Source organism: Streptomyces cylindrosporus (assembly GCF_022698165.1).
In the GTDB taxonomy this organism is placed as follows: Bacteria; Actinomycetota; Actinomycetes; order Streptomycetales; family Streptomycetaceae; genus Streptomyces; species Streptomyces cylindrosporus.
Window position 1 is genome coordinate 70,492 of record NZ_JALDAY010000024.1, and the last position, 20,942, is coordinate 91,433.

Here is a 20,942-nt window from a genome sequence, read left to right on the forward strand (position 1 = left end):
CCCCAGACGTTTGCGGTGCCGGGCCACCGTGCTGCGCGCGGCTCCCGTCGCCCGGTGCACCGCCAGATCACTGTGCCCGGCCCGGAGGAGACGCTCAATCTCCTCCGGCGTGGTCACCAGGGCGGGCATCAGGCGGCGTTCCCTTCCGTGTTGCCGCCCTGCGCGGCCTGAGACGTGGCCGGAGCTCCCTCGGCGGCGGCCTTCCGCATCCCGCCGATACGGGCGATCAGCCCGCCCAGCGTCGTCTGCTCCCCGGTGTCCGGGGCGAACAGCGCCGCACCCAGCAGACCCCGCTGCGACAGCTCCCCCCGGTACAGGGCCAGGCACTGCTCGTACGTCGACTCCGGGTTCATCACACGGTCCACGTAGTCCTGCACCGTCGGCATCGGCGTGCCCTCGGCCAGCCACTTCACGATCCGGTGCCCGGTCTCCGTGTTCGGCAGCTCGATCCGCTCACCCGACTCGAACAGACCCGGGTACGAGCACTTCGACACCGTCATCGTGTGCTCCATATCCAGGTCGCCCACGAAGTCGAACTCGTACTCCGCGTCCGCCCGCTGGTCCGGCTTCAGGCCGACCTTCTTCGGCTCGACCCCGCCGTTCTTGTTCGTCACCAGCTCGTACGCGGTCTTCACCCGCAGCGTCATGATGACGTGCCCCGGGTAGGCCATCACCGCGTCCCACATCTCGTGCTCGACCGGCTTCACGGACTTCCAGCCGGACGTGAACGCGTTCCCGGACCGGGAGTTGCTGGTCGTGCGGTCAACCTGCTCCAGGACACCGCCCCGGCCGGACCAGTAGTGCGTCCCCGAGTCGATGACCATCACGTCGATACCCCGCCGCGCGCCGACCGCCAGGGCCCGCACCAGGGTCTGCGGACGGAAGTCCGGCATCCGCAGATGCTTGAACGGGAACAGGCCCGCATAGTGGCTGGCACGGCCGCGCTCGGTGTCACACACGCCGATCGTGGTCCCCATGCCGGTGGCCATGGCCAGCGCGGTGTACGTCTTGCCCGCGTTCGCCGGGCCAGTGAGCGCGATGAAGGCGTTGGTCGCGGGGCGTGAAGCGTCCACGAAGTCCAGCCCGTCTGCCTGGTTTTGGGTGTGCGAGGTCGGGCCCTCCGCCAACGTGCCGGCGAGGGCCTCCGTGCCCTGAGGCATTGAGGTCTCCTACAAGATTGTTCCGCGGGGGCCGGACCAGCCGGCCACACCCGCTACGACTGCTGCTTACGGATCGGGTTCACGAAGTCCTCCGCCACCCGGTCCATGAACCACGCCACGATCACGTGCGACGACCTGGGAGCCCAATCCAGCTCCCCCTCCTCCAAAAGCTGCCGGCCAACCTCATCGGCCTGTGCCCGGAGGTCCGCGCGCACGCGCACGTTCAAGTTCACCTTCTTCGGCGTCTCACCCGGCTTCGAACGCACCGGCTGCGCCGGCGTGAACCGGCCCGCCACAAACTCCTCCAACGCCCGCGCCGCCTCCGCCTCCAGATTCGCCCCAGCCCGCGCAGCCTTCGACTTGATGTCGCCGCGCAGCGTCTCCGGCATCTGCATCGCCAGATTCGGCACCTCCTGCTCGCGAGGCTTCCACGCCAGGTTGTTGATGAAGCGGCGGCCGTCACTGGTCAGCACGAACTCGACGGTCTCCGCCAGCTCCGGCTTCCCGGTCTCACGCAGGTGCGCGGCGGCCTTGTGGAGGTTGTCGACACGCTGCTGGTCGTCTCGGCTGATCGGCACGAGGCGGGATCCTCTCGAAGGGCGCCGACCCTCCCTTCGGTTGGGCGGGTGGCGCGTGGGGGCGTTGGCCACTCCATCATCTCCTTCAGGCATTGCTAAGTCATGGCCCGGGGGTGGGCTTCCGGTGTTCGGTGGTCACAACCATACGGCACAACGTATTGCTAAGCAATGGGTCTTGCTCTACTGTGGACACATCACCACAGCAGCGAGGGGGACCCGATGAAGGCCAGCAGCCGCAGCGCCCGGCAGACCATCCGCACCCGCAGCGCCCAGACCCGCGCCGCACACCGCGCCCACCGGCAGGTCGCCACCGGCCTCCCCCAGACCGCCCGCACCCACCTCGTCGCCGCAGGCCTCGACGACACCACCGCCAAGCGCTACGCCGGCGCCTTCTCCCGCGGCGTACAGGCCGATGCCACCGTCCAGGCCCCCGTGAAGCTGAAGGGCCGCACGCGGAAGCTGGTGCCCGCCAAGCCGTACGACGTGAGCACCTTCGCCGCCCGCCTCTCGGTGTACCGCCCGAAGGACCTCACCGCGGCCGCCCGCTTCGAGCGCGCCGCGCACCGCCTGGCCGCCTGACCGGAAGGAACACCATGCTGGCCACCTCCGAACGCGTACGAGCAGCCGACGGCCGGACCGACGTCCTGGTCTGGCACAAGTCCGCAGGGCGCTGCGACGGCCAGTGCGACTTCCACCCCATCGCGTGCAGCGACACGGAAGGCATCGTCATGCCGGGCCCGAAGCAGGACGTCCCGATCAGCCTGGACAAGCCGGGTGAGCGCTGGTGCTCCGACTGCCTCGCCCTGCCGAGGCGTTGACCCCGGACATGCAGAAGGCCACCGGCTCCGCACGGGAGTTGGTGGCCTTTGATCACACGCAACGCGCACGCGCAGCGTAGCCGATTTGCTCTCCACCGATCAAGACCCGTACGCGACCAGGGAGAATGCACCGCATGAACAGCACTGAGCAGATCCGGGAAGGCCTCGCCGCTCTGGCGGCCGCTGAGGAGGCGACGCCGTCGCGTGTGTGGGCGCCCGTCGACCACCCCGGGCCGTGCAGCCCGCCGTTCCTGGCCCGTACCCGGGACTGCGACTGCTCCCGGTGCTGCGCGGCTGCCCCGCACGAGCCCGGCTGCTCGAAGCCGGACACCCCCACCTGTACCTGCCCCGACGACGCTGAGTACCACCAGCCCGATTGCCCCGAGTGCGACTAGGAGTTCAGCGTGTTCGACCAGTTCACCGACGAGCAGATCAACCTGTGCCACGAGGCCACCGAGTTCGACCACGAGTGCGTCGTGTGCCGAACCCTGGGCCAGGACACCGAGCGGCCCGACGAGGCGATCCCCGGGACCGACTTCTGACCACCCCCCTCACGCCGGCGCCCGCCATCCACGGCCGGGCGCCGGCTTCGTTGCCCGACGTCTCCCGCGCCGCCACACCGGGGGGAAGGCGCCTCAGACAAACCCGCGTTCTCGGCATAGCGTGATCTCACAGCCTGAGGGAGGGGCCCGGCCGAGCCCCTTCCACGCATCACCGTGATCTTTCAGTAAAACTTCGGAAGCCCCCACCCCCGACAGCCCGTCGTGGTGGAGACCGGCGGAACCGTGCGGGCCTGCCGCGCGCGACTTCCCCTGGTGGAGTGGGGGCCGAAGTTTTACGTAACTCTTGATCTTTAGTGGGGTGGCGGCATACTGAGGGTCCATGGACCCGCTCACGCTCCTGGACGACTGGCTTGCCGACGGCACGCTGCGCCCCTCCAGCCAGGTCGAGTACCGGCGCGAGGTCGGCCGCTGGCTCGCCTGGTGCACTATGCAGGAGCCTCCGGTGGATCCGTACGACTGCGGGATCGAGCACGTCGCCGCCTGGTGCGGCACCTTCCTCACCGAGCAGCTCGACGGCCGGCTGTTCAACGACCCCTCCGCCCTGGCCCACGTTGCGGAGCATCACCCGGACGCGGCTCTCACCCACGACCGGCGGGTCACCGCCGTCAACCGGTTCCACAAGGCGGCCAAGGACCGCGGACTCATCCGGTTGATGCCGGACCTGACGATGCTTCGCTCCGGCCTGGACCGCGCCGCCGGCTCCCCGCGCCGGCTGACCATGGATGAGCGGACCGCGCTGCTGCTGTGCATCGGCCAGTGGGGCCCGGACAACGCCCGCCACTACCTGCGCGACCGGGTCGTCGCCCTCCTCCTGCTGGAGGGCCTGCGCCCGGCCGAGGTGACCCGCGTCGACAGCCGGCACCTGTACCCGATCGAACACCCCTACCCCACCTACGAGGTGCGCGCCCCCGACTACGACTTCGAAGCCGTCGGGAAGAAGCACGTCCTGAACAAGGTCACCGCCCGCGCGGTCAACGCCTACCTCCCTTACCGGGTGAAACCAGCCCCCGGCGTACACGCGCTCGTCCTCGGCCAGGGCGGGCGGGCGATCACGACGGACTACCCGAACAAGCTGATCCGGTCGATCTGCTCGCCCGACCCGACGCTGGACCACGTCACCGCCGACGCCGTCGCCCACACCGGCTTCACGGACACGCCGCCCGCGGAGGGTTAGACGAAGCGGTCGACGAGGTGGTCGTACACCTTCACCGCGGCCGCGGCGTGCTTGGCCTTCAACGCTTCGTCGTCGCGTTGGCGGATGTAGCGCAGGGTGGTCTGGATGTGCGCGTGGTCGGCGTACTGCTGGATGTCCTCGAGGGGGACGCCTTCGTCGTGCATGTGGGTCAGCTTGGAGGCCCGTAGGACGTGCGGGGTGACCTCGCGGCCGGGGAGCACGCCGGCGGCCTGGCCGAGCCTGTTCAGCATTCGGTCGATGGCGTGCCGGTCCATGGCGCGGTCCTGGTCGTCCAGCAGGAGCGCGCCTGAGGTGCGGCCCGCGGTGGCGGCGTCCAGGAGTTCGCACAGGCGGGGCGGGAGGGTGAAGACGCGGCCCTTGCCGCCCTTGCGGCGCAGGTCGAGTTTTCGCTGTCCTCCCTCGTTCTGGAGGCTGTGCAGGCCGGCTGAGCAGCACTCCGATACGCGGCCGGCCAGGGTGTAGATGAGGACGGGTACCAGGGCTTCGCGTGGTGTGGCGGCGGCTGTGACGACGGCCTGGAACTCGGGCACTTCGAGGACGGGGGTGGCGGTGGTGTAGTCGTTGGGGTCGATCTTCGGCTTGTCGAACTTGGTGACCGGGTTGAGGATCGGCTGCCCTGTGGCCCAGCCGGTGAAGGTGAACAGCGAGGACAGGGAGTCCATGCGCCGTTTGATGGTGCGGGGCGAGCTCTTGCGCTCCTCTGCGTGCTGCCGGTAGGACCGCACCGTGAAGGGCGTGACGTCCTCGAGGGCGAACTGGGCGATGCCCTCCTCCTGTTGGAGGAAGGCTGCCCAGTTGCGGATGTCGTCGGCGTAGGCCTGCTTGGAGGCGACGCTGCTGACGAGGGTGGAGGAGAGCCAGCTGACGACGTGCCGGAACGTCTCGGGGGCGCAGGCTTCGGCGAGCAGTTCGAGGCGCCAGCATCGGGGGCCGAGCCGGCGGGTGCGCGGATCTCGGGGGGCGACCTGGCCGAGCACGTCGCGAAGGTGGAGGAGTTGTTGCTCGACGGATCGGTCGAGGGTGTTGCCGGATCTGTGTTCGATCTCGGTGCTCATGACCTGATTCTAGATCAGCTCTTAAGTCCTGGTTATGCGTGACTGAGAGAGGGGTTCTGCCGGGGGCTCACCGGAACCGGACGCCGTGCGCGGCGCGTTGGAGGGTCTGTCGCCAGGATGCCTCGAGGGCCTCTCGCTGACGCCGTGCGCGAGCAGGGTGTGCCAGAGCCTCATGGACGGGGACTTGGGATCGAGGGGTGCGGTCACGGGTACAGCGTCCCACGGGGCCGCGGGCGCGTTCTGGTACGCCGAACTACTAGTCCGGGACGAAATGGGAGACCAGTAGTAGTTCTGGTAGATCAGGACTGTTCGACCGGCGTGCGAATCTTCGTCAGGAGCGATTCTCCGCTCGCACCCGAGAGCATGGACGCGTCCCCCTTGCACTTCGCCTCACCGTGAGTCATAGTGGAGTCGCGAGGTCGAGGGAACAGCCCAAGACCCCAACCCCACGGGGGAAACCATGACCTTCACCGCAGAGATCGGCATCAGCTCGAAGATCGCACTCGGCGACAAGTGCGCCGTCACCGTCGTCAACGACGACAACATCCTCGACGGCATGGAAGCCACCGACACCCCGCTCCCCGTCGACGGTGACCACGCCCGCGAGGACGTCATCGACGCTGCTGAGGCCGTGCTCACCGCCAACGGCTGGACAGTCGTGGGCGAGTGGGAGGACGGAGACAACTCGTACTACGTCGCCGTCGAGCGTGACTGATGTCCGACGGACTCTGGACGATCGCCGAGGTGGCCGACTACCTCGGCGCCGCCTCCACCGGAAGCGCCCGCAAGACCCTGTCCCGCTGGGGAGTTACGGCCGTCGGCCGCCAACCCGGACGCGCGGGCGCCAGCCTGTACGACCCGGAAGCCGTGCGTGCCGCACGGGACGCCGCGCCCGGACAGGGTGCCCGAACCGACCGCACCACCGAGAAGTGAGGAGCACGACCATGCAGAGCAACCCGTACGACGACTACGACTCCCCCACCGACGACACGGACACCATCGGGGACGGCATCTACTACGACGGCGGCCTGTACGGTCCCGACGGCGGACCCGACAACGACCAGCAGTGAGGAGCACGACCGTGCCGTTCTGGCGCAAGAAGAAGCCAGCCCCCCTGGAGCCTGAGCGCCGCTACCGTCCCGAGTACATGACGGTGCGGGACATCGCCGAGCACCCCGGCACGTCCGGGTATGTGCGCATCGACGAACCCAACCGCGGAGGCCTCACGGGCTTCGTCGTCGCCTCCACCGTGTCCTCCCGGATCGGCATCAGTCCCGAGGGCCAGCCGTGGATCACCGACCAAGGTACGGTCTGCGCTACACCGATGGGAACGCCCTGGGCGTACGTCGCCCACGTCGCGGGTGAGGGCCTGACCGTGTTCTTCCCGGACGAGTGGGGCAAGTACGTGGCGCTGCTCGCCGACAACCCGCCTGACCGGTGGATTCCCGCCGCCCCCGGCAAGGACCCTGGCGACGTGAAGCCGCGCGGCATCAGCGCACCCGACGGCACCGAGCAGTAAGGGGCACGTGGCCTACGTCGGTGGCAGGAGTGGGCCGAGGGCGACCGCCGCCCCGCACTCCTTGCACAGCCTCGCGCCCGCCACCGTACGCATCACGTCCAGCGCCTCCATCACATCCAACTCCGTGCCCCCGTCGGGGGCGTCCGGGCAGTCCCAGATGTGCACCACCAGGCCGCCGCGGCGCCCCCCGGGCAGGCGGATGCGTTGGGTCTTGAACGCCCACCGGTTCGGATCCGGCGCCCCCTCCACGGTGGGGAGCGGATGGGTGGGGACGCGTTCGTAGTCTTCGCCCTCGACAGGATGTACCTGCTCGCCCGGGGTCAGCCACACCCGGAACTCCCGCGCCTCCACCCGCTCGCCCTTGGCGTTGGCCCACACCGGGAGGGCGACCAGGTACATCCAGCCGCTGTTCGGCCACTGCCGGCGCTCCACCAACCTGGCGTGCACCTGCTGCCCATCCGGCAGCGTGACCCGGACCTGGGGTGGCGGCGGGCCGTCGGCGGTCACTTCTTCTTCGCCCGCCCGGCCTCCACCACAGCCAGGCAGACCACGCACAGGGGGCAGCCCCCAGACCCGTACCGCTGGGTGGGGTGCCCGCAGCCCGCGCACGGGCCGACCTGCGCGGGCGGACACGTCGGCGCAGGCGGCTTCGGACGCGACGATGCTGGGGTGCTCACCCGGTCATCGTACGTACGGCCGAGCTACGCGCCGACGGCCACCCACGGCCCCGCGATGTCCGAACCGATGTTGGACGACGGGGTGATCGACGACGGCAGGGAGGTCAGGCCGGTTCCGTTCTTCGCGAACCGGTACGCCGACGCCGCCAGCCCCAGGTTCGCCGCCGCGTCGACGCCGGTCCATCCGGAGCCACGCGTGAGGGTCGGTGTCACGGATGCGTTGAACAACAGGCCGACCCAATAGAACGAGCCGGCCGCGAGCGCCGTGGAGGCGATGGTGGTGGCCTTCAAGGTGGCGGAGGAGAACCCGGCGTCGACGTTCGTGGACGCCAGGAGTGTGCCCGCCGAGCTGTACAGGCCGACCCAGTTCCCGTTGGTAGTTGCCCCAGACCCGGTGTTCGCGACCCACCAGTACATCTTCGTGACGTTCACGGCGGCGGCGATGTTCACGCGCACCAGGTACAGAGTGCCTGCGGTGAGCTGGGTGGAGTTGACGGCCAGGGCGGGGTCGTAGCACCAGGCGGCGACGCCGTGCGCGGCCGGGAAGTCCTGCCCGAGCGCGTTCCCGGACACCTGGAGGTTGCCGCTGATGGAGCCGCCCGCGGCGGGGAGGGCTCCGGTGATGCGGGAGTCGTCCCCTGCGGCCACCGTGCCCGCGGCCGTTCCCACCCCGAGCAGCGCTGCCCCGCCCAGGCCCAGGTTCGACCGCGCCGTGGACGCGGAGGCCAGGTCGGCGAGGTTGGAGGCCTTCTGGGCTGCTCCGGTAATCCGGGAGTCGTCGCCGGCCGCGACCGTGCCCGCCCCGGTGCCGACGCCGAGCAGCGCGGCGCCGCCCAGACCGAGGTTGGTGCGGGCCGTGGACGCCGACGCCAGATCAGAGAGGTTCGACGCTTTCTGCGCGGATCCCGTGATGCGGGAGTCGTCTCCCGCTGCCACGGTCCCAGCCGTCGTGCCGACGGCAAGGAGGGCTGCTGCGCCGAGCCCCAGGTTCGTACGGGCCGTCGAGACGCTGCCGAGGTCGGACAGGTTCGCCGTCTTGGCCAGCTTCCCGTCGGCGTACGCGCGATCCCCGTGCGGATCGCTGGCCGCGGTGTGCGCGCTGACGGCAGCGGTCGCGGTCCCGACGGGTTCGGCGCCGATACTGGCCGGGCTGACCGGGTCGCTGCCGCCGGTGGCGTGCGAGGCTGCGTGCACGGTGGGGGTGGCGGGCGGGCTGGTCCACGTCCCGGGTGTGCCGGCGGCGGTGCACAGCCACCAGGTTCCTGCCGAGTCCTGGAGGACGTCTCCCGTGGCCCAGGTGCCGGTGGTGGGTGCCCCGGTGGTGGTGCGGCGCCCGCAGAACCGCAGGTTCAGCGAGCCGTTCTTCGCGCCGAGGCTGGCGACGCCGGTGGTGGGGTCGATGTCGTGGACGTCGTCGTAGCCGTTCGTGCCGAACTGGGTGCGGCCGATCAGATGCGGGCCGGCCGCCTCTAGGCGCAGCACGTCAGCTTGGGTGCCGGTGAAGTCCGCCCCTGTCCAGGTGGACACGATGACGTCCATGCCGCCGACCTCAAGATCCAACCCTCCGCCGGTGACCCGGAAGCGGTAGGCGCCGGTGCCGTCGGCGCGCTGCACGGTCAGGTTGTGGCCGTCGAGGGTGAGGTCCCCGGTGAGGGTGCCCCCGGTCTTCGGGAAGAGGCCGGCGAGGGCGGCGGCGAGGCCGGTGATCTGGGCCTGGGTGAGGGCGAGTTCGTCGGATCCGCCTGCCTGGTGGGAGGCGGCGTGTGCGGTGGGGGTGCGGGCGTCCGCAAGGCGGGGGTCGTTGCCGGCGGCCGCGGTACCCGCGCTGGTGCCGTAAGCGACGGCGAGGGTGCGGTCGGCGGCGAGGGTGCCGCCGCCGGTCAGGCCGGTGCCAGCGGTGATCTGCCGGGTGGTGGGGACGCGGGTGGCGGTCTGGGTGTCCGTGTAGGAGCGGTCCCCGTGCGGGTCGGCCGCGCCCGCGTGGGCGGTGAGGGCGGTGGCGGCTGCGGCCCGGTCGCCGTGCGGATCCGTGGCGTTGGTGTGCGCGGTCACCTTCGCCGTGGCGTCCGCGGCCGCTGCCGATACGGCAGCCGTCTGCGCGGCCGCGGCGGCGCCCGCCGGATCGGCGCCCACGTCGGCGGCGTCCAGGACGACCACGCCCGTGGCGCCGTTGACGCTGTCGACCGCGCCGCCACCCGAGCCCGGGGCGCCCTGCGGGCCGACCAGGGAGGCCAGCCACTCCGCCTGACTGCCGGTGAAACCGTTCGCCACGGCCACCTCGTACGCGGACGCGCCGTCTTGCCCGGCCGCGCCGGGCAGGTAGACGACCGTGCCGTCCCCGGTCTGCGTGGACGACAGGTCGGCGAGGATGTCGCCCACCCACCACGTGCCGCTGTCGGGGACGGCCACGTACGACACGATCGGGGTGCCGTCCTTGGCCCGGCCTTCCTGGATCGCCCACAGGGTGTCCCCGGCCTGCGAGGTGATCAGCGTGTTGGCGGTCAGGTCCACCGTCCACGCCCCGTCCGCGCCGGGGGTGATGGGCACCGGGCGGACGAGCTCGCCGGGAACGCTGGCCGCGTACCCGACCGCGTCCTTGCCGGTGACGTCTACCAGGGTGGCCTTCATCTCCACGCGCTGAGGGGACGCATAGCCGAGCAGCTTCCCGGTCACCGTGGTCATCTTCGTTCTCCTAGCTGCGGCGGCGGAGCAGGTTCAGCGGCAGCAGCCCGGACGACTGAGTGTCGGACGGGGACGGCTGGTCGCTCGGGGTGGGCTCGGGGGTTGGGCTGGCCGTGGAGGTCTGCGTGCAGTCGTACTCGGGGTTGTCCGGATCGGAGGCGTCGGTGAGCGTGCACCGCCAGGTGTTGCCGTCCTGGTCGTGGAACGTCTGCTGCGCGGGCGGGGAGGCGTCCTTACCGTCCTTGCCGTCGGCTCCGTCCTTGCCGGGCGCCCCGCTCGCGCCGTCCGCGCCGGCGGGTCCGACCGGTCCGGCCGACCCTGTGGCACCCGGTGCGCCGGACGGCCCCGGAGACCCGGCAGGGCCGGGGCTTCCGTTCTTGCCGTCCTTGCCCGGCTGGCCGGATGCGCCCGACGGTCCAGGAGCCCCGGATGGGCCGATCAGGCCGGCCTCCCCCGCCTCCCCGCGGGGCCCGGCTACCGGGGTGCCGCCCATGTTCTCGACTTGCTGTGTGAGCAGGGCAACGTCGCGGTGCGCGCTGTCCAACTCCTGAGACATGACCAGGAATCCAGTCACGACGGCAGCGAGCGCGCTGGAGGCGAGGATGATCGCCGCAGCAGCCGACAGGTTGCCGCGGCGGCGCCGCTTGCGTGTTTCCACCCGGCTGCCAGGCCTCGGGGGGGTCACGACTTGCCTCCAGCCATGAAGAGGATGACGGGGACGAGGATTCCGAGCAGGGAGATGACCGCGCCGGCCAGCCACCGCCGGGTCTGGGTGATCCGGTCGGCGTCCTGGATGCGCTGCTCCTGGATGGCCGCGATGTCCCGGTCGTGCTTGGCCGACAGCTGCTGCACCGTCTTCTCCATGTCGGACAGGTCTTTCAGCAGGGCTGCCTTCTCGACGGCGTACACGTCGATCGACACCAGCCGGTCAAGGCGGCTGTTGATCTGTGCGTAGTCGTCGCGGACGTCGCCCCTAAGGGCCTGGATGAGCCGTCCAAGCTCTCCCAAAGACGGCTCATCGGCCATGTCGTGCTCCGGTGGGGGGTCTAGGTAACAAGACGGTCAGGCGGCAAGCCGCAGGCCTTCCTTGGACACCGGCGCGGTGACTCGGTCCCGGACCAGCCAGAACTGACCGAGAATCGTGAACAGGGCCATGAACGCGGTCTGCTTGTCCCCGGACCAGTGCAGGCCCAGGTTCATCGCGAGCGCCAGCGCGGCCTGGCCGAGGCCGACGAACGCGGCGAAGGTTCCCTCGTCGTGGACCATGTAGGCGACGATGAAGCCGACCAAGGCCGCGGCGGCGGCGTTGATGGCGGTCTGGGTGTCCTGGCTGACGTTCACGACGAACGCGGACACGAACTGGACGGCGATCGCGATGGCGCCGAGGATGACGGACGGTTCCCGCCCGAAGATCTTGCCGGGTGAAGCGGCCACGATTGACTCCTTGATTTCGTGGAACGCAGGGCGGAATTCCACTGCGTGAGTTGCGGAACTAACAGGGAACCCCGCAAGCGAATAGCGCGAGAATTCACTAAAATGGCATGAGGAACCCCGGCGAGTGCGGACACACTCCCGGGGCGCGGTCCGACTACGAAGGAGTCGAACATGCCAGACGGTACCACCACGCCCAGATTCGGCGACCCCCGCCTCCCCCAGCGCTTCTGGGACAAGGTGAAGGCGCATCCCAATGGCTGCTGGATCTGGACCGCAGCAGTCGCTGGGAACGGCTACAGCAAGGTCCATTGGGAAGGTAAGACGCCCAGCGGGCACCGTGTCGCCTACAGGGTTTTGGTGGCTGAAATATCGAGCTCGACATTCCTTGACCACGTGTGCCATGACCCCGCTACGTGCACGGTGTGGGACGAATGCCCACACCGGTTGTGCGTTAACCCTGCGCACCTTCGACCAGGAACGCAATTGGACAACATGAAGCGCTCCAGGGCGAGAAATACCAAGAGGGAACAGACCCACTGTAAGAGTGGACATGAATTCACTCAGGAGAACACTTACGTGAACCCCAGCACGGGGCGCCGTGCGTGCCTTACGTGCTACCGGTCCTCGTACGGACGGCGCGCTGCATACAAACAGCAGAGGCGGGCCATAGACCCTTCCTACGGTCACTGAGTTGGTTGCGGGAGGCTGTTCAGCCTCCCGCCTTCTCGATGTCACGAGACCCTCGGGATCTTCAGAGCCGCCCAGGACTTGGCGCCCGGGTAGCCGTCTGCGTCCGCGCCTGTGTATCCGAGCTTCTTCTGCCAGGCCCTGTAGGACTCGCGGTCGGCGTTGGTCCAGTTCGGACCCGGGCCGGTGGAGTACCTGCCGCATCCGACGGCTACCAGGCGGCGTCCCATCGCGGTGATGATCGGGCTGTGGCGGCCGGCGTGGAAGAAGTTCGAGCCCGGGAACGGCTGGTACTGCGCCGGGGTGGGCTTCGGCGTGGACGGGCTGGTCGGCTTCGTCTCCACGACGACCTTGCCGGGCACGATGTCCGTGTCGATGGCCCCCGGATCCCAGTGGGAATTTCCAGGTACGTTGCCGTGCCCGAAGTGCCCTCCCTGGCCCTGCCAGACCGTACGGGAGCGAGTGGCCTTGGCGACGGCGGCCGCCGTAGCGAGCGGCTTCCCGGCCGGCCACACGTCCGGCACGCCGTGCGCACGGGCCGCGGCCAGCAGCTTGCGGAAGTTCGGCTTGGCCGCCGGGTCGAAGCCCTTCGTCCACGGCGAGGACGCCTTACCGAGGACCTCCACCTGGATGCACACGCGGCCCTCACGGTTCGTACGGCGGGCGCCGTCGTTCTGCAGGGCGCGCGCTGACTGGGTGAGCGGCCCGAACTGGCCCAGGCTGTCGGAGGCGGGGTCGTAGATGACCTGCGGCTCGGACCCGATCCGGATCAGGTAGGCGGCGACCGACGTGAAGTAGCCCGCGCCCTGCGGGGACTCAGTGGTATGCCACACAGCGCGCGGCGGGTTCTCCGGGTGGTCCATCGCGCCGCCGATGACCTGGTCACCGAACTTGACGACGCCGGAGATGTAGGCCGGGCCCGTGGTGGCACCGCGTGGCAGGTCGACGCCCATCTCGTCGTTCGCGCCGGGGCCAGTCACCGTGGGCATGGGAACCGGGGGCGGCCCGTCCGCCTCGATGGTCGGCATGGTCGTGTCGTACTTGGGGCCCGGGTCGGGCTCGTACACGCGGTACTCGCTGGCGTCGACGGGCACGTACACGTCCAGGTCGCCGTCGTCGCGCAGCACCACGAAGGCGCCCTCGATGTGCGGGTGCTCCTTCAGCACCCTGGGGGTGGACTTCAGTTTGGCGATCGCCTTCACCTGGTCGACGTGGGCCTGGTCGACGAAGCCGAGGTAGGTGGTCTCCACCCGCTGCTGGGGGGTGTCCGGGTCCGGGGAGGCGAGGTGGTCGATGGCGACGTGGTACTCGGTCATCGCTGGTGGTCCAATCGGGGCTGGATGACGTCGAACTGCTTGCGCAGTCGCTGATAGAGGGCGAGGGACAGGCGGAAGCAGCCGTTGTCACCCCAAGATCTTTTCCAGGAGTTCTGCGGCCGGAGGATGGTGCGGGCGTAGTCCAGGCCGCCGGTGCTGTCGTAGACGACGTCCTCGAGGGCGATGCCGCACACCTCGTGGCCGCCGGCCAGTCCGGATTCCTCCCAGTTGGGAATGTCGTCCAGGAGGGCGGCGGATCCGACGGGCTCGAACCAGGCGTTGAACCACGGCATGCCGATGAGGACGGGACCGGTCTGGAGGAGGGAGCAGAGTTCCTCGGCGGTGGTGGCGTGCCCGTACTGGTCGATGAGTCCGCGGTGGCGTAGGGCCTTGGCGACGCCGAGCCCGGAGGACCCGCAGTCCTGGTCGGGCCAAGCCTGCTCGTGCCACTGGTCGCGGTGGGTGGCGTCCGAGTACAGGCCGATCGCCCACCGCTCGGCGGCGGCCGGGGCGGTGACGTCCAGGCCGACCTCGGCGAGGGTCGCGGCGTCGTGGAGGACGGAGACGAGCGCGGTGGCCGCGTTCGCGGTGCAGGATCCGAGGGCGTCGACGTCGGGCACGCCCTGGAACAGTTCGGAGGTGCGGATGCCCTGGGCGAGGAGGTCCTGCTGGTCCAGGACGGGTACCTTGGGTGACCACTCCACCGGGTTGATGGGCTCTCCGCTGTAGCGGCGCCGGTAGGCGAGCGAACGGGGGTCCAGCACGAGGTGCCGGCCCAACTGGCCGGTGACGTCGTACTGCTTGATGGTGAGGTCGGGCACCCGACCGTGCTCCTGCACTCCCCGCGCCCAGAGCTGATGTGCTGGCGGGCCGCTGTGGTGCGGCCGTCCCTCGGGGGCGGTGCGGGGGCGGAGGGTCACCCGTTGATCAGAGTAGAGCCCGCAGGGACTGGTGTTCCCCCCCTGCTTATCAGGGCTGTACGTCCGGAGCCGCGGGTCAGGGCGCCGGAGGGGTGTAGACGGTGTTGCGTGGGTCGCTGTGAGTGCCGCCCGACCACGACTTGTCGACGTACACCACGTAGTCGGGGTGCTCGGCGATGATGCGGTCGACGACGACCTGCACGATCTCGTCGACGTCCTGATCGGTGAGGTTGTCGATGGCGAAGGCGTCGAAGACGAACGGGACAGGGAAGCTGTCCATGGCGTCCTCGTTCGGACCGCCGTTGACCTTGACGGTCAGCTTGTTGAACGTTCCTTCGTCGGGTTTAGTCAGCACGCGGGTGTTCTCCTCAGTCCTGGATGAAAGTGACGTGCAGGCGCAGGTTGCGTCCGTTGCCGGAGGACGTGGCGTCGCCGACGATGTCACTAGATGCGGTGCGCAGGGTGCAGACGCCGTCGGTGCCGATGACGAAGCCGCCAGTGCTGGTTCCGTCGTCCCAGGCGCCGTTGATGGTGCTGTGCGTGGGCCGCCACCCGGAGGGGACGGTGGCGATCGCGACGTCCGGGGTGATGTTCCCGCTGGAGGCGGTGATCGTGGTGCCGGATCGGTGCATGTACAGGTCGAGGGCGACGACTTTCCCGAACCGGTAGGCGTAGAAGTTGTTGGTGGTGAAGCCGCTGGCGGCGGACAGGCCGCTGGTGGTGTTGGAGGAGGCGGCGGTGAGGGTGCCGGCCGCAGTGACGTTGCCGCTGGCGTCGACGACGAACTTGTCGACGGCGTTGAGCGCGGCGCGGACCAGGTTCCCGGTGTGCCCGCTGGCGGCATTGACGTTCAGCGCGTTGTTCGCGGAGGCGGGCGGGTTGACCTGGAAGCGGGCGCCGTCGACGTGGATGTAGTTGGGCTCGACGTAGACGGAGCATTCCAGGGCGCTGTTGTCGTCGTTGTGGTAGCCGAGGGTGGTGTAGCCGGGGTCCAGGTAGAGGCGGCCGCCGATGGTGGTGGTGGCGCCGGTGCGGCGGCGTTCGATGACGGCGAAGTCGCGGCCCAGGTAGGTCTGCCACACCATGTCGCTGTAGGTGCTGCCGGTGAACGGGCCGCAGAACATCTGGAGGAAGGCGTCGCCGGTGGTGGGCTCGGTGACCTGCACTGTCGCCTTGTTGGTGCTGGCGGCGTTGTACAGCAGGAGCTGTGGGTAGGTGGCGTTCGGGTTGAGCCACAGGACGGCCCCGGTGGTGCCCTTGACGAGGAGACCGGAGGCGGACATTTCGCCGATCGCGGTGCCGGACGAGTTGTAGACGAGGATCTTGTTGGCGCTGGACTCGTTCAGGGTGATGCGCTGCCCGGAGGCGGCGGTCTGGATGGTGGCGCCGGTGATGGTGCCGCCGGTGATGGTCTTGCCGGTGATGGCGTCCGCGGCCAGCGCGGTCGCGTCGACGGATCCGACAGCGAGTTTGGCGGCGGTGATGGTGTTTGCGGCGATCTCCGCGGCGGTGACGGCCAGGGCGGCGATCTCGCGGGCGGTGACCGCGTCGGCGGCTATCTTCCCGGCGGCGACGGCGTCGGCAGCGATGTTCCCGGCCTGGATGGTCAGGGCGGCGATCTTCGTGGTGGTGATGGCGCCGTCTTGGATCTGCGTGGACGCGGCGACCGGGCGGACGGCCGCATTGTCGAACCACAGGGCGCCGGCCGAGGCCTGGAAGGACTCGGCCCAGATAGTGGCCTGCACCGTGTTCGCGGGGGCGGTGGAGGTGTTGGTGATGCGGGACCAGGTGCTGCCCCCGATCGTGGGCGGTGAGGCTTGCGCGGAGCCGTAGCCGAGGACGGCACCCGAAGAGTCTTCCCAGCGGGCGTACAGCTTCACCGTCGCACCGCTGGTGTAGTCGCTGGTGGTGAGGTAGTCGACGGCCAGATACAGCTGGTCCCCGGCGAGGATGGGCAGGGTGGTGATTTTCAGGGAGCGGGTGGTGGCCGATCCGGCGACCGCGTTGACTTTCAGGCTCTTGGCGCTGCCGTTGCCGGTGGTGTCGACCGTCCAGAAGGTGTTCCCGGCGACGAGTGCGGCGGTGTAGGCGCCCTCGAAGGAGGGGTCGGACAGCAGGTTGGCGCCGCCGGTCACGGTCAGCTTGTCGGTGGTGATGGCGCCCGCGGCCACGGCGGTGGCGGTGACTGACCCGGCGGAGATCTCGGAGGCGGTGACCGAGTTCGCGGCCAGTTCCCGCGCTGTCACGGCGTCGGCAGCGATCTTTCCTGCGGCGACGGCGTCGGCGGCCAAGGCGGCGGTCTGCACGGCGCCGGCGGCGATGGTGGTGGCGGTGACCGCGTTGGTGGCGATCTTCCCCGCGACGACGGAGTTCGCGGCGAGCTCGTTCGCGGTGACCGCGCCGGCGGCGAGCTCGGCGGTGGCGATCGACCCGGCCGCCACCTCCCGCGCGGTGATCGCGTCGGCGGCCACCTTGCCTGCGGTGACGGCGTCGTTGGCGATCGTGGTGGAGGTGACTGCGTTCGCGGCGATCTTGCCCGCTTCGACGGCCGCCGCGCCGATCTTCGCGGCGTTGATCGCGGCGTCCTGGATGGCCGCCGAGTCGATCGCGTTCACGGCGACCTTCGCCGCGGTGACCGCGTCGTCGGCGAGCTTGGTCTCGGTGATGACCTGGTCGGCGAGCTTGCCGGTGGTGACCGCGTTCGCGGCCAGCTTCTCCTCCAGCACCGCCCCGGCAGCGAGTTCGGTCGAGCCGATCGCACCGACGGCCACCTTGGCCTGGGTGACGGCGTCATCGGCGAGCTTCACCGTGGTGACGATCCCGTCGAGGATGTCGTCCGCGACCACCGGAATCGGCCCGAACGGGCCCGCCTGATCCGACGGGGTGGAGGCGGTGCCGGAGGTGTTGCGGGACAGCAGCCGCACGTACAGGGGGCTGCTGGTGGTGATGACGACGGTGGCGCCCTGGGGGGTCTCGATGGTGCCCTTCAGGGTGGTCGGGTCGGGCGTGAAGCCGCTGCTGGTGGAGGCGTGGACTTCAACGCGCTGCCAGTCCAGCGGCAGTACCGCGCCGCCGGTGAAGGAGCCGTCCCAGGCTGCGGTGATACCGCCGAGCCTGCTCACCACGGTCGGCGGCGTGGGCTGCGGCGGAGCGGGCCCGTTGACGATGTTCACGGCGGTGGTGCCGTCCGCCTGCACGCCGACGATGCCGCGCAGGCTCCCGGACCCGTCGTACACCTGCACGGCGGCGTTCTCGATGGAGGCGTGCCCGAGCCGGGAAGACCGCTGGAGGGCGGTGATGTCCTTCTCCAGCTGCACGATCTTCTTGCCGATATCCACGGTCAGACGCCCCCGTACTGGAAGGAGTCAGCCGGCTTGAGGCTGACGACGGTCTGCGGGCCGCCCTGCGCCTGCGGCTTACGGGTGAAGCCGGTGATGCGGCACCAGCCGGTGTACGAGGTCCACGGGTTGTGGACGCGGGTGTAGACGTCGTCGCCGATCTGGTAGGACCCGAACGGGGCCGCGGGGGTGTCGCGGACGGTGACCTGGTCGACGGATCCCTTCACGGTGGTCTGCCGCCACGTGCGCTCCCGGTCGGCGCGCGCCTTGAGGAGGTCGTTGCCGTTGACGTCGGGCAGGTCGAGGACGGTCTCCATGCGCAGCCGGTTGTTTCGGACGGCGGAGACCTGTCGCAGCCGGGCGCGTCCTTCGCCGGATCCGGCGGCGGCGACGACCTGGGCGTAGTCGTCGCCGGCGAGGGCGTCCTCAGGCTCTTCGATGATGTTGACGCCGGAGGCGAAGGTGATGTCGGTGCGGCGGGCGCCGAGCCGCGGCCAGCCCAGCCGGATCCGCTTCACCACGTCCGTCTTGCCTGTGTTCCAGGCGGTGGTGCAGGTGTAGTCGGGTGTGCTGTCGCCGGAGACGAGGTCGTCGACCTGGTCGCCGAGACAGGGGTTCTCCCACCAGTTGGAGTGGTACACGTCGGAGGGGGTGCCGACGGTGGACGTGGAGGTGGTGGCGTCGACGGTGACGCCGATGTCCCCGTCCGCGATGCCTTGCGCGTAGGCCCAGATGTTGCGGATGACCTGGCAGCGGTCCGCATACGTGTAGGGGCCGCGGCCGCCGTGCTCGCCGTCCAGGTCGTAGCGGTGCTGCAAATACGAGGACCAGGACGCGGCCTCGATGGCGTAGTCGGAGCCCTGGGCGCGGACGTCCCACACGATGCCGCCCCACTGCAGCTGCCCGGCCGATTCGACGAAGATGAACGTGTTGGCGGGGTCGACGACGAGCGGGTCGGAGGCGAGCAGGCGCGGGGAGAGCCGGCCGGTGAGGGAGCCGGGCCCGGACAGTTCGTCCCCGTACTCCAGGTCCAGGACGGGCAGGGCGGTGGACAGCCATGCGCCGGTGAGCGCGTTCTGGGTGAGGACCCGGTCCGGGACGAGCAGGCTCACCGGGGGGCCTCAAAGAACTCGACGTCCGCGATGAGGGTGGAGGAGCCGTCGACGCTGACGGTGCCCGCGTTCCCGGACAGGCCGGCGAACTGGGCGCGCAGCAGCTGGCTGGTGCTGCGGTAGGCGGATGGGATGGTCAGGTTGTCGGCGACGATGCCGACCATGCGGCGCACGCCGGTGCCCTGGTTGTCGTCGACGACGACGGGCTGCATCGACAGGGACGCCCCGAACGTGGCCCGCAAGTTGCCGTAGACGTTCCCGGTGACCAGGCGGAGCCCGGCGATGTCCAGGCGGATCTTCGCGGTGGTGGCCCAGTCGGGTACGGCGATGTTCCAGCCGGCGGCGGTGGAAAAGTAGGAGTAGGTGCCGGAGGTGCCGCCGATCTGGCTGGAGATGGACGACGGGGACTGGATGTTCAGGTTGCGGTCGCGGCGCGGGTTGGCGACCTTCCGCAGATCGGTGATCATCGCGTTGGTGATGGTGGACGTGGAGGCGGGGATGTCGATCCGCGCCAGGGGGATGCCGGTTCGTCCGTCGGGGATGGCGGTGGCGCTCGAGGAGACGCCGGAGATGACCTGGAAGTAAGCGACCGGGTCGGTCGCCGGGTCCAGGGTGCCCTCGTACTCGGGGTCCTCCACCCGCACGATGACCATGTCGGAGCGGCCGGTGCCGCCGGTCGCGGTGATGTTGACGGAGTTGTCGGAGCCGATGTTGCAGACGGCGTAGGAGCCCTGGAAGGTGTTCGCGCGGCCGCGGACGACACCGGAGCCGTCGCTGATGGACACGCCGCCGCCGGGGGTGGAGCGCTGGGTGACCTTCATGTCGTCGCCCTGGGTGACGCCCTCGTTCCCGCGGGCCAGGTCCCGGACCAGCATGCGGAAGGTCTGTGCGCTGTGGTCCGCCCCGTTCACCAGGATGGGCTGGGGGATCAAGGTCATGGCCTGGTGCTCCTCAGAGGGCGATGTAGGCGTCGCGCCAGGTCAGGCGCATGCGGGCGGAGTTGGTGTTGTCGAAGGCGGTCCAGCGCATCTCGGAGGTGCCGGGCGGCAGGGAGAACAGGTCGATGCGGGAGCCCGGGGAGAGGTAGGCGGAGGCATTGCCGCCGTTGTCCCAGGTCACGGTCCGGTAGCCGGGCCGGGTGTCGAGCTCCACCCACCGTCCGGCCGCCAGCGTGAGGGTGGGCAGCGCGAGGGAGCGGCCGGAGGCGACGTGGGTGATGGTGACGTTCGTGCACGGCCCGGTGACCCGGATCACGGGCCAGGCGTCGGCGTCCCCGTTGTTGGTGACCCAGCCGGGCCGGTCCGCGGCCACCGTGCCGTCCTGCACATGGATCGGTGCTCTGACGGGGGCCGCGAAGCCGCCGCCGGTCAGCCAGCCCAGCGGGAGCTCGGTGGTGGTCTCCGTGTCGGCGTAGAACTGCGGGTCGTGGGCAACGAACTCGATGTCGAGGGGCACCTTGCCGTGGATCACCTGGGCGTACTCCGGGTCCAGCTTCCGCATGCGGCCCGTCAGGCGTTTCACTGGGGTGCCGGGGCGCTTGATGCGCAGCGTCATGCCCTGCCCGCCGACGAGCCGCACAGCAGCTGCGTCGGAGGCGGCTTGCAGCGTGGCCACCAAGTCGTAGCAGGCGTCCGGCTGCCCAGGGATCTTGATGTAGGCGTCAAATTGGACTTGCCGGGCAGCCCAGTAGTCGGGGCCGGCCCACTGGCCGTCCATGGACGGCTGGTCGACGTCGTTGTCCCGCACCGGCGGCCGACCCAGTCCCGTGGTTTCCACGAGGACGACGCTGGTCCCCTTGCCGATGAGGACGCCGCCGAGGTCGTACTGCCAGTCGGCCAGGTCAAGATCCGGCACGGGCGTTCACCCCTCCCCTGCGTACGCGGCGGAC

General features: G+C 69.8%; 24 protein-coding genes. 9 read left to right on the plus strand and 15 right to left on the minus strand.

What is annotated here, in order from left to right; translation table 11 throughout:
• Window positions 1–128: 128 nt before the first annotated feature.
• Both MQP27_RS49820 and MQP27_RS49825 read right to left on the minus strand, forming a co-directional pair.
• On the minus strand, window positions 129–1,160 hold the full coding sequence (locus MQP27_RS49820) for an AAA family ATPase (RefSeq protein WP_242778962.1): 1,032 nt from the start codon (window positions 1,158–1,160) through the stop codon (window positions 129–131).
• A gap of 53 nt (window positions 1,161–1,213) precedes the next feature.
• Entirely contained in the window at window positions 1,214–1,738 is a 525-nt protein-coding gene (locus tag MQP27_RS49825) for a hypothetical protein (protein ID WP_242778965.1), read from the minus strand.
• Between the two features lie 219 nt (window positions 1,739–1,957).
• On the opposite strand from MQP27_RS49825, the gene MQP27_RS49830 reads away from it, so the two are divergent.
• The 5 genes from MQP27_RS49830 (at window position 1,958) to MQP27_RS49850 (ending at window position 4,293) form a co-directional block, all read left to right on the plus strand.
• Window positions 1,958–2,317, plus strand: coding sequence for a hypothetical protein (locus MQP27_RS49830; RefSeq protein ID WP_242778967.1), 360 nt, complete (start codon window positions 1,958–1,960; stop codon window positions 2,315–2,317).
• A 14-nt stretch (window positions 2,318–2,331) separates the two neighbouring features.
• Window positions 2,332–2,556, plus strand: coding sequence for a hypothetical protein (locus tag MQP27_RS49835; protein ID WP_242778970.1), 225 nt, complete (start codon window positions 2,332–2,334; stop codon window positions 2,554–2,556).
• Window positions 2,557–2,690: 134 nt separating this feature from the next.
• Entirely contained in the window at window positions 2,691–2,951 is a 261-nt protein-coding gene (locus tag MQP27_RS49840) for a hypothetical protein (RefSeq protein WP_242778973.1), read from the plus strand.
• Between the two features lie 9 nt (window positions 2,952–2,960).
• Window positions 2,961–3,098 carry a hypothetical protein gene (locus MQP27_RS49845; RefSeq protein ID WP_242778976.1) on the plus strand — a complete coding sequence of 46 codons (138 nt, stop codon included), beginning with the start codon at window positions 2,961–2,963 and terminating at the stop codon, window positions 3,096–3,098.
• Between the two features lie 340 nt (window positions 3,099–3,438).
• Window positions 3,439–4,293 (plus strand): site-specific integrase, encoded by an 855-nt coding sequence (locus tag MQP27_RS49850; protein ID WP_242778979.1) that lies wholly within the window; start codon window positions 3,439–3,441, stop codon window positions 4,291–4,293.
• Here the strand turns inward: MQP27_RS49850 and MQP27_RS49855 are convergent.
• Entirely contained in the window at window positions 4,290–5,369 is a 1,080-nt protein-coding gene (locus tag MQP27_RS49855; protein ID WP_242778982.1) for a tyrosine-type recombinase/integrase, read from the minus strand. The genes MQP27_RS49850 and MQP27_RS49855 overlap by 4 nt on opposite strands.
• 460 nt (window positions 5,370–5,829) lie before the next feature.
• Here MQP27_RS49855 and MQP27_RS49860 point away from each other — a divergent pair, with 460 nt between their 5' ends.
• Genes MQP27_RS49860 through MQP27_RS49870 form a run of 4 tightly spaced genes read left to right on the plus strand, consistent with a single transcriptional unit; the run spans window position 5,830 to window position 6,888 of the window.
• Window positions 5,830–6,084 carry a hypothetical protein gene (locus MQP27_RS49860; protein ID WP_242778985.1) on the plus strand — a complete coding sequence of 85 codons (255 nt, stop codon included), beginning with the start codon at window positions 5,830–5,832 and terminating at the stop codon, window positions 6,082–6,084.
• Window positions 6,084–6,302, plus strand: a complete 219-nt coding sequence (locus tag MQP27_RS49865; RefSeq protein ID WP_242778988.1) for a hypothetical protein — start codon at window positions 6,084–6,086, stop codon at window positions 6,300–6,302. The genes MQP27_RS49860 and MQP27_RS49865 overlap by 1 nt, the downstream gene beginning before the upstream one ends.
• 11 nt (window positions 6,303–6,313) lie before the next feature.
• Window positions 6,314–6,439, plus strand: coding sequence for a hypothetical protein (locus tag MQP27_RS51305; protein WP_278197446.1), 126 nt, complete (start codon window positions 6,314–6,316; stop codon window positions 6,437–6,439).
• Window positions 6,440–6,450: 11 nt separating this feature from the next.
• Window positions 6,451–6,888, plus strand: a complete 438-nt coding sequence (locus MQP27_RS49870; RefSeq protein ID WP_242778991.1) for a hypothetical protein — start codon at window positions 6,451–6,453, stop codon at window positions 6,886–6,888.
• A 12-nt stretch (window positions 6,889–6,900) separates the two neighbouring features.
• Here MQP27_RS49870 and MQP27_RS49875 read toward each other — a convergent pair whose 3' ends face one another.
• The 12 genes from MQP27_RS49875 to MQP27_RS51565 all read right to left on the minus strand — a co-directional run bounded on the left by MQP27_RS49875 (window position 6,901) and on the right by MQP27_RS51565 (window position 20,908).
• Window positions 6,901–7,395, minus strand: a complete 495-nt coding sequence (locus tag MQP27_RS49875; protein ID WP_242778994.1) for a DUF6233 domain-containing protein — start codon at window positions 7,393–7,395, stop codon at window positions 6,901–6,903.
• Window positions 7,396–7,589: 194 nt separating this feature from the next.
• Complete coding sequence (locus MQP27_RS49880; protein ID WP_242778997.1) at window positions 7,590–10,247, minus strand: hypothetical protein; 2,658 nt, start codon at window positions 10,245–10,247, stop codon at window positions 7,590–7,592.
• A gap of 10 nt (window positions 10,248–10,257) precedes the next feature.
• On the minus strand, window positions 10,258–10,932 hold the full coding sequence (locus tag MQP27_RS49885) for a collagen-like domain-containing protein (protein WP_242779000.1): 675 nt from the start codon (window positions 10,930–10,932) through the stop codon (window positions 10,258–10,260).
• A complete protein-coding gene (locus MQP27_RS49890) occupies window positions 10,929–11,273 on the minus strand; it encodes a hypothetical protein (RefSeq protein WP_242779002.1) in 345 nt (114 codons plus the stop codon). The genes MQP27_RS49885 and MQP27_RS49890 overlap by 4 nt, the downstream gene beginning before the upstream one ends.
• 36 nt (window positions 11,274–11,309) lie before the next feature.
• Window positions 11,310–11,681, minus strand: coding sequence for a hypothetical protein (locus tag MQP27_RS49895; protein ID WP_242779005.1), 372 nt, complete (start codon window positions 11,679–11,681; stop codon window positions 11,310–11,312).
• 731 nt (window positions 11,682–12,412) lie between these two features.
• Window positions 12,413–13,684: a peptidoglycan-binding protein gene (locus MQP27_RS49900; protein WP_242779008.1), complete on the minus strand. Its 1,272-nt coding sequence runs from the start codon at window positions 13,682–13,684 to the stop codon at window positions 12,413–12,415.
• Complete coding sequence (locus tag MQP27_RS49905; RefSeq protein WP_242779011.1) at window positions 13,681–14,505, minus strand: C1 family peptidase; 825 nt, start codon at window positions 14,503–14,505, stop codon at window positions 13,681–13,683. Before MQP27_RS49905 ends, MQP27_RS49900 begins: the two co-directional genes overlap by 4 nt.
• Before the next feature lie 175 nt (window positions 14,506–14,680).
• Window positions 14,681–14,959 carry a hypothetical protein gene (locus MQP27_RS49910; protein ID WP_242779014.1) on the minus strand — a complete coding sequence of 93 codons (279 nt, stop codon included), beginning with the start codon at window positions 14,957–14,959 and terminating at the stop codon, window positions 14,681–14,683.
• A gap of 13 nt (window positions 14,960–14,972) precedes the next feature.
• The gene (locus MQP27_RS49915) at window positions 14,973–17,942 is read right to left on the minus strand and encodes a beta strand repeat-containing protein (protein WP_242779017.1); all 2,970 of its coding nucleotides are present in this window, start codon (window positions 17,940–17,942) and stop codon (window positions 14,973–14,975) included.
• A 2-nt stretch (window positions 17,943–17,944) separates the two neighbouring features.
• On the minus strand, window positions 17,945–19,054 hold the full coding sequence (locus MQP27_RS49920; protein WP_242779020.1) for a hypothetical protein: 1,110 nt from the start codon (window positions 19,052–19,054) through the stop codon (window positions 17,945–17,947).
• Window positions 19,051–19,992 carry a hypothetical protein gene (locus tag MQP27_RS49925; RefSeq protein WP_242779023.1) on the minus strand — a complete coding sequence of 314 codons (942 nt, stop codon included), beginning with the start codon at window positions 19,990–19,992 and terminating at the stop codon, window positions 19,051–19,053. The genes MQP27_RS49920 and MQP27_RS49925 overlap by 4 nt, the downstream gene beginning before the upstream one ends.
• Before the next feature lie 13 nt (window positions 19,993–20,005).
• Complete coding sequence (locus tag MQP27_RS51565; protein ID WP_242779026.1) at window positions 20,006–20,908, minus strand: phage distal tail protein; 903 nt, start codon at window positions 20,906–20,908, stop codon at window positions 20,006–20,008.
• Window positions 20,909–20,942 lie beyond the last annotated feature (34 nt).